This window comes from Sphaerospermopsis sp. FACHB-1094 (genome assembly GCF_014696195.1).
Classification (GTDB): Bacteria; Cyanobacteriota; Cyanobacteriia; order Cyanobacteriales; family Nostocaceae; genus Sphaerospermopsis; species Sphaerospermopsis kisseleviana.
Genome location: NZ_JACJPT010000171.1, coordinates 1 through 7,280, shown reverse-complemented (window position 1 = coordinate 7,280; position 7,280 = coordinate 1). Strand labels below are relative to the sequence as shown.

The following is a 7,280-nucleotide window of genomic DNA, read 5'->3' as shown; positions in this document are numbered from 1 at the left end:
CCAGTCCCCAGTCCCCAGTCCCCAGTCACCAGTCACCAGTCCCCAGTCCCCAGTCCCCAGTCCCCAGTCCCCAGTCCCCAGTCCTCTCCTCCTGACTTCTGAATTTATTCAGGAACTCCCATCTATTTGTTGAATTTCTAATTAGATAGCGGTCTTACCTAGAGCGTCGATTCAGTAATGCTAGGTAATCTGTTGTTACCTGGTAGGAGCGAAGCATTCGGGTGATAACCCATCGCTGAAACCAGTTCATATTCCGTCTGAAAGGTAATCTCTTGTTACCTGGTAGGGGCGAAGCATTCGGGTGATAACCTATCGCTGAAACCAGTTCATATTCCGTCTGAATGCTTCGCCCTTAGGATTAATGAATCGGTGTTCTAGAAGAAATTGGAGTAAAAAAAATTCTATGCTTTCATCTGAAAAATCCTCTTTGGAGGCGGGTTTAGCTGCTCTCAAAGAGGGAAATTACTATGCGGCAATAACTCAACTTTTGCCTATTGCTAATCAACCAGAAGACAGCGATATCCGTTTGCAAGCACTGGTTGGTTTAGTGATGTCTTATGCACACACAGGGGAAATATCAAAGGCGATCGCCTTGTGTAGAAATTTAATTGAAAGTGATAATTCCCAAGTTCAAGAATGGGCAAAAGTTGCACTTGAACATTTAACTAAACGACAAAAAAGACTCAAATCAAAATCACATCATCAATCACACAATATTGTCAATTCTACTCAAATCACTAAGCCACAAGCAAGTGGATCAAAAAAATCTACTAATAACATCTACCGTACCACAGAAACAACCAGTATTTATTGGCGACAAGCTAGACGTGCAAAAGTATGGCAACCTCTCCGTAAATATAACTTAATTCCTTCCCGACTATTAGCTTTAGCAACTTTCATGGCTTTGTTTTGGGTATTACGCGCCATGTTAGAGTTGGTAATGACTTTAACCAATCAGATTTTAGATAAACTTCCTTATGTTAGTCCATTGCCATTTTTATATAGTGATTTTACTACCTTAATATTAGTCCCGTTGTTGGTGTTGTTGGTGCTGTCTCCTTGGTTGTTAGATTGGTTACTAACAGAATTTTATCAGCAACAACCGTTATCTAAAGAAATTTTGTATACCTATAGTCGGGAAGCAGTGAGGATCACACAACGTACTTGTCAGCTAAAACGTTGGACTGTTCCCACATTCCAGATTTTACCAATAGCAGCACCGATGATGTTCACCTATGGTAATCTACCTCGTAACGCCAGAATTGTTGTTAGTCAAGGACTGTTAGCAAAACTTACAGATGATGAAATAGCTACTATTTATGCTTTAGGTTTAGGACAGATTAACCGTTGGGATTTTGGGGTGATGTCTTTGGCTTTGTTGGTGACTTTACCGATTTATCAACTTTATCAGCAAGCCTCAACTTTGGCAAATAAAAGTGAGCAGAAAATTTGGTGCTGGACTGCTACAGGTTTGGCGGGTTTGAGTTATGGTATTTGGTGTTTATTGACGGGTACAACTTTGCTGAATGCGCGGTTTCGCCTTTATGCCAGCGATCGCCAAGCTGCCGAAATTACAGGTAATCCTAATGGGTTAATTCGTGCTTTACTGAAAATTACCATTGGTATTGCTGATGATATCAAAAAACAAGAACATACCAGTCCGCAATTAGAAAGCTTGAATATTTTAGCCCCAGTAGATTTTCAACACAGCCTCTGTTTAGGTAGCCTTGCAGGTCATTTACCTTGGGAATCATTATTAATATGGGAAAATAGCAATCCTTATCGGCAATGGTTTACTATTAATAATAGTCATCCTTTATTGGGCGATCGCCTGCAACGTTTGTGTAAAATTGCTCGTCATTGGCATTTAGAAACAGAACTACATTTTATCCATCCAGAGTTATTGCAAGTTAAACCACAATCTTTCTTATTACAAATTGCCCCCTTTTTGGGCATTCCTTTAGGTTTGACATTAGCAGGACTGTTTTGGTTAGCTTGGCAAAGTGCATACACCTTGCATTTATTTAACCTGAAATGGATTTATGATGATTGGTCATTTGTGACAGGATTCTTAATGATAGGCTTTAGCATTGGTACAGTCATGCGGCTAAATGCCTTTTTCCCAGAAATCAAATCTTTGAGCTTAGACAGTGATGAGCAAATTTTGCAGCTATTAACAAACCCCTCGGTTTTGCCACTGGATAGCGTCAGCGTCCGTATTACTGGTAAACTGTTAGGTCGTCGAGGTACTAGCAACTGTCTAGCCCAAGACCTGATTTTAGAGTCCAGCATCGGTTTAGTGAAGCTACATCATATTCCTGGGTTAGAACTCAAAACCACACCCCAAGAATTGATAGGTAGGCAAATTATCGTTACAGGTTGGTTACGAAGAGGGGTAACACCTTGGATCGACATTCAAACCCTAGAAACTGAAAATGGCACAATTATTAATAGTCCCCATCCCATTTTTTCCACTGTTTTAGCCGTCATCGCCCAAGCTTGGGGAGCTTATATAATGCTAACAGCCCAATCTCTAGCCAGATAATGGCACTTCCCGCCTTCAAAACCCAGGAAATGTAAACAAACGTTGCAAACTTGAACTCAATAATGTTACATTTGTTCATGAAATTAATAGCAACTGACCTAACTCAGTCACCCAACTTAGTTAGTAATTCTGCTACTGCTAATATTCCATCCCCCTTAATCCTTCCAAAACAGCAGGAAAGCGACCAGCCGATGGCTGGTTTTTGTTTCCAAAAATCCCCTTGTGCAAAAATGTATTGTATACTACGATGCTATAATGCTATAATGCAATCTGCAAAAATGTGAGTGCTGAACTAGCTACGTAGGCAATACCATGATAATGTTAAGAGATGGTATTTTGTCCTGTGGGTTAAAGCTGGAAAGAATTCATTTACTGTAGTGGACTATTAACTATTAAATTTGGAATCCTGAGAATTAAAATGGTATTAGCTGGTCATACTAGCGGTTTAGTCTTAAATAAGCATCATCCTCACAAAAAACGGTATTGGAAAATTGCGCCCAATCTATAAACAAACATGAGCATTAATATTCATAAATTTAGTAGCACAGCAATTAGGGTTACAAAACTTATTAGTGTGAGTAATCACTGGGTTATAGTCCTTGTTTAGTATATATAAGCATATTGTTAAGATTATCATGCAAATAATTGAGCGGTATATTATTCAAAAAAGTTATCCCCATAAACAGGAGATTGATGATTTATGCTTTTGTGCTAAAAACTTATACAGTTATGCTAACTTTTATATTTACCAAAGTTTTATTTTGAAGCATAAATATCTGGATGTTAATTTCCTAGAAAAACAGTTAAAGAATTTTCAAGCTGACCTAGCTTTATCTACTCAAGTAGTAAAAAAATATTTATTAGGTTTAGATTTCAATTTGTTAAACTTGCTCACAGCAATTAAGATATATAAAGAAAATAAACCAGAATTTTTAGGCATAGACAAATTACTCAAATATCAACACCAAGAAAAGAGCAGACAGTTATTAGTTTATATTGATCAGATCGTGAGTAAATCTAAAATGAAAGCAGACTTGATTCATCTATCACCAAACCATATTTGCATTCCTACTGTTGTAGATTATTTCTGTCTGCATCGAGTCAGGAATGTACCCAATATTGACCATGATGTGGTAGAAGTTGTTTATGAAAAAGAGGAGTTAGATTATGACTTAAAACAAGATGCGATTGCAGCGATTAATGTAGGCAGAGATAACCTAGCAGCGTTAACTGCTAACCAACCTAGATTTGTGCAAGTTATAATCAAAGGGCAGATTATCAAGTCAATTAATCGTTATTACAATCAACAAAAAGCTAAATTAAAATCTTTACTACCGGCTCGTAAACAAACATCTAAATTGTTGATGTTAATGGTAGTTTAATATTTTAATATAAAATATTCCCGACAGCTTTTAGCCAACTTTTAGCCAAGGGATAGGGGCGTTATAGTTCTCCCTGTTGGGGTGATTCCCTACGAACAAACAACATGATATAAATGTATAGCAGATTGCAGATCAATGAAGTCCAGCATTTAAGTTTAAAGGCAGTCACCAAGCCAGTTTTCTCCTGCCTCCTGCCTCCTGCCTCCTGCCTCCCGCTGTATGTTCATGTAGTTTGAAACTATAGTTTGATAGTTGGCATTAAAAAATTGGTTTATGGCGATTTTTGTTAATAGCATCTATTTAGAAGCCAAAGCCAAGTCAATGTTTTTGTTTTGTCATTTTCATTTCCACACTGGAGGTATAGTTCATGTCCGTTCGCCTATACATAGGTAATTTGCCCAAAGAAGAAATTGATCGTCAAGAATTGCAAGCTGTATTTGCGGCTGAAGGCGATGCTGTCACTACTAAACTGATTAAAGACCGCAAAACAGGTAAATGTCGTGGTTTTGGATTTTTAACAGTTAACAACGATGAACAAGCAGACCAAATTATTGAAAAATATAATGGTCAATTGTTTAAAGATGCTGCCATTAAACTAGAAAAGGCATTACCCCGGACTAAAGGTGATGAAGGTGAAGAACAAGCGCCCAAAGCTGCTAGTCAAGGTAGTAGCACTCCTGTACCTAATACCAACAAAGAACGCCGTGAAAAAGCATCTAAAAAGTCTCGCCGTGGTGGTGGTGGATCTCGTGAGACAGCTACCACAGCTGATTCAGACGCAATTCGTCCAGATCCCCGTTGGGCTGATAAGTTAGAACAACTCAAACAAATGTTAGCTGCTGCCGGCTCCTGATCCTCCAGGTCCAGTGCTAAAAATTAAAAATCACAAATATAGCAGGAGTCAGGAGTCAGTAGTCAGGAGTAAAACTCGCTGCTGGTGGGATTTTCATGATGAATTGATGTCCTAACTACTTTGTCTACAGCTATATCACAAATGATGGAGATTTTTAATTTTTGGTTGTTCTCTTGTAGCTAAGGCTACTAAATTTCTCTGAAATCACCAGCCCTCGTGGACTGTTTTTTGTGCAAACAACCAACAATAACAGAGGCATTAAGCAGTGTTGAAAGCTAAATCTGGCTTCAGCACTGCTTAATTTTATTAAGGGGAATAGGGACTGGGGAGAAAGATTTTAGATTTTAGATTTTAGATTTTAGATTGGAGTTGACAAAAACAATCCAAAATCCAACATAAAAAACTCCTGCCCCCTGCCCCCCTCACAAGGGCAAGACTTGGGGGACAAGGTGGACAAGGTGACAAGGGAGGAAAACCGTACAAAATCATATTCTCTTGGTAACAAAAAGACCATTGTCCGTATAAAATCTTCCTTGTCTACTTTCCCACCTTGTCTTCCTAGTCCTGCCTTAACAGATAATATTAAAAACCTACCCCTGTGAACTGCCTTCTGCCCCCCTGCTGTAACTTTTTTACAAAACTGTAGCTTATTTAACAAAAAAAAATAATTCATAATAATAGTATAAGTCAATACTGTATTTTAAATACTGTAGTTTAAAAAAAGTAATTTCACCAAAAAAGATTGTGAGTATGAAAGATGTGTAAGCCAAACGAAATTGTCAATTCAACAGTAATTAATAATTGTTTTATGGGGGAAACAAATAATTTCAATCAGTGAATAAAAATATTTAAATTTCACGTATTTTATGATTGTTAATCGGCGCATTAAGCATTAATTTTGCATTAATTAATGTCTGATATGTCATTAATATTTTTTTACTAGTATTAAAAAAATATAATTTAATCTATCAAAGGTATTGAATATTAATATACAAAAATACGTGAATTTGATGAAAAGTTACCCCTGAAATCATCATTTATAAATTAAAATAAAGATTAATCAAAGTTTCTAAAGAATTCAGGTAAGCGTGAACAGCGTAAACTTGGAAACCCAAACTACCTTGTGATAATCAGCAACACACAACTTATGAACTCTACCAGTAACAAACGCATTGCTTTGATTTCAGTCCATGGTGATCCGGCGATTGAAATTGGAAGAGAGGAAGCTGGAGGACAGAATGTATATGTCCGTCAAGTGGGTGAAGCACTATCCCAACTAGGATGGCAGGTTGATATGTTTAGCCGGAAAATAAGTGTTGAACAAGAAGATATTGTTCAACATAATTCCCGCTGTCGAACCATTCGGTTAACAGCAGGACCAGTGGAATTTGTACCACGAGATAACGGATTTAAATATTTGCCAGAATTTGTAGAACAGTTATTAAAATTTCAAAAAGAAAACGGATTTAAATATGAGTTGGTTCACACTAACTACTGGCTATCTAGCTGGGTAGGTTTGCAGTTAAAACAAATCCAAGGAAGTAAACAGGTTCATACATATCATTCTTTAGGTATCGTCAAATACAACACCATAGAAAATATTCCTTTGGTTGCTAGTCAACGTTTAGCTGTAGAAAAAGAAGTTTTAGAAACAGCAGAAAAAATTGTGGCTACAAGTCCACAGGAAAAACAACACATGAAAACATTGGTTTCTCAACAAGGAAATATTGATATTATTCCTTGTGGTACAGATATTCGCCGCTTTGGTTCTGTGGATCGAGAAACTGCTAGAGCTAAATTAGAAATTGAGCCAGATGCTAAGGTGGTGTTATATGTGGGACGTTTTGATCCACGGAAGGGGATAGAAACTTTGGTGCGTGCGGTGCGGGAGTCGCATTTTTTTGGTGATAAAAACCTGAAGTTAATTATTGGTGGGGGAAGTACACCAGGTAATAGCGATGGTAGAGAACGCGATCGCATTGAGGGAATAGTTAACGAGTTGGGGATGGGTGAGTGTACGGTTTTCCCTGGGTTGTTGAAACAGGAAATATTGCCAACTTATTACGCTGCGGCTGATGTGTGCGTGATTCCTAGCCATTATGAACCTTTTGGACTGGTGGCAGTGGAAGCTATGGCCTGTGGTACACCGGTGATCGCTAGTGATGTGGGTGGACTTCAGTTTAGTGTGGTGAATGAAAATACTGGTTTGTTAGTACCACCTCAAGATGTAGCAGCGTTTAGTAATGCTATTGATAGAATTTTAGGTAATTCTGAATGGCGTGCGGAGTTGGGTAAGTCGGGTAAGAGACGGGTAATGAGTAAGTTTAGTTGGGATGGTGTGGCGAGTCAGTTGGATTCACTTTATACTGAACTGCTGCAATCGGTTAAAGAGCCGGCTTTGGTGCGTGGTTAATTAGGGGTTGCTGAGAAAGTCTTTCCGTGAGGGCATAGGAGTCAGGAGTCAGGAGTCAGGAGTCAGGAGGAGATTTGAAAATTTCTT

The 7,280-nt window shown here is 38.2% G+C and carries 4 protein-coding genes; all 4 read left to right on the top strand.

What is annotated here, in order from left to right; genetic code table 11:
• The first annotated feature begins 403 nt into the window (after nt 1-403).
• A complete protein-coding gene (locus tag H6F47_RS26050) occupies nt 404-2,545 on the top strand; it encodes a M48 family metalloprotease (RefSeq protein ID WP_190651648.1) in 2,142 nt (713 codons plus the stop codon).
• Between the two features lie 635 nt (nt 2,546-3,180).
• A complete protein-coding gene (locus H6F47_RS26045) occupies nt 3,181-3,927 on the top strand; it encodes a hypothetical protein (RefSeq protein WP_137669041.1) in 747 nt (248 codons plus the stop codon).
• Nucleotides 3,928-4,294: 367 nt separating this feature from the next.
• Nucleotides 4,295-4,780 (top strand): RNA-binding protein, encoded by a 486-nt coding sequence (locus tag H6F47_RS26040; protein ID WP_137669040.1) that lies wholly within the window; start codon nt 4,295-4,297, stop codon nt 4,778-4,780.
• Nucleotides 4,781-5,927: 1,147 nt separating this feature from the next.
• Nucleotides 5,928-7,193, top strand: coding sequence for a glycosyltransferase family 1 protein (locus tag H6F47_RS26035; protein ID WP_190348695.1), 1,266 nt, complete (start codon nt 5,928-5,930; stop codon nt 7,191-7,193).
• The last annotated feature ends 87 nt before the right edge of the window (nt 7,194-7,280 follow it).

What these genes read in the sequence shown, in the direction of transcription:
- H6F47_RS26040 (WP_137669040.1), top strand. Translation starts at nt 4,295, where the DNA reads ATGTCCGTTCGCCTATACATAGGTAATTTGCCCAAAGAAGAAATTGAT.
- H6F47_RS26045 (WP_137669041.1), top strand. Translation starts at nt 3,181, where the DNA reads ATGCAAATAATTGAGCGGTATATTATTCAAAAAAGTTATCCCCATAAA.
- H6F47_RS26050 (WP_190651648.1), top strand. Translation starts at nt 404, where the DNA reads ATGCTTTCATCTGAAAAATCCTCTTTGGAGGCGGGTTTAGCTGCTCTC.
- H6F47_RS26035 (WP_190348695.1), top strand. Translation starts at nt 5,928, where the DNA reads ATGAACTCTACCAGTAACAAACGCATTGCTTTGATTTCAGTCCATGGT.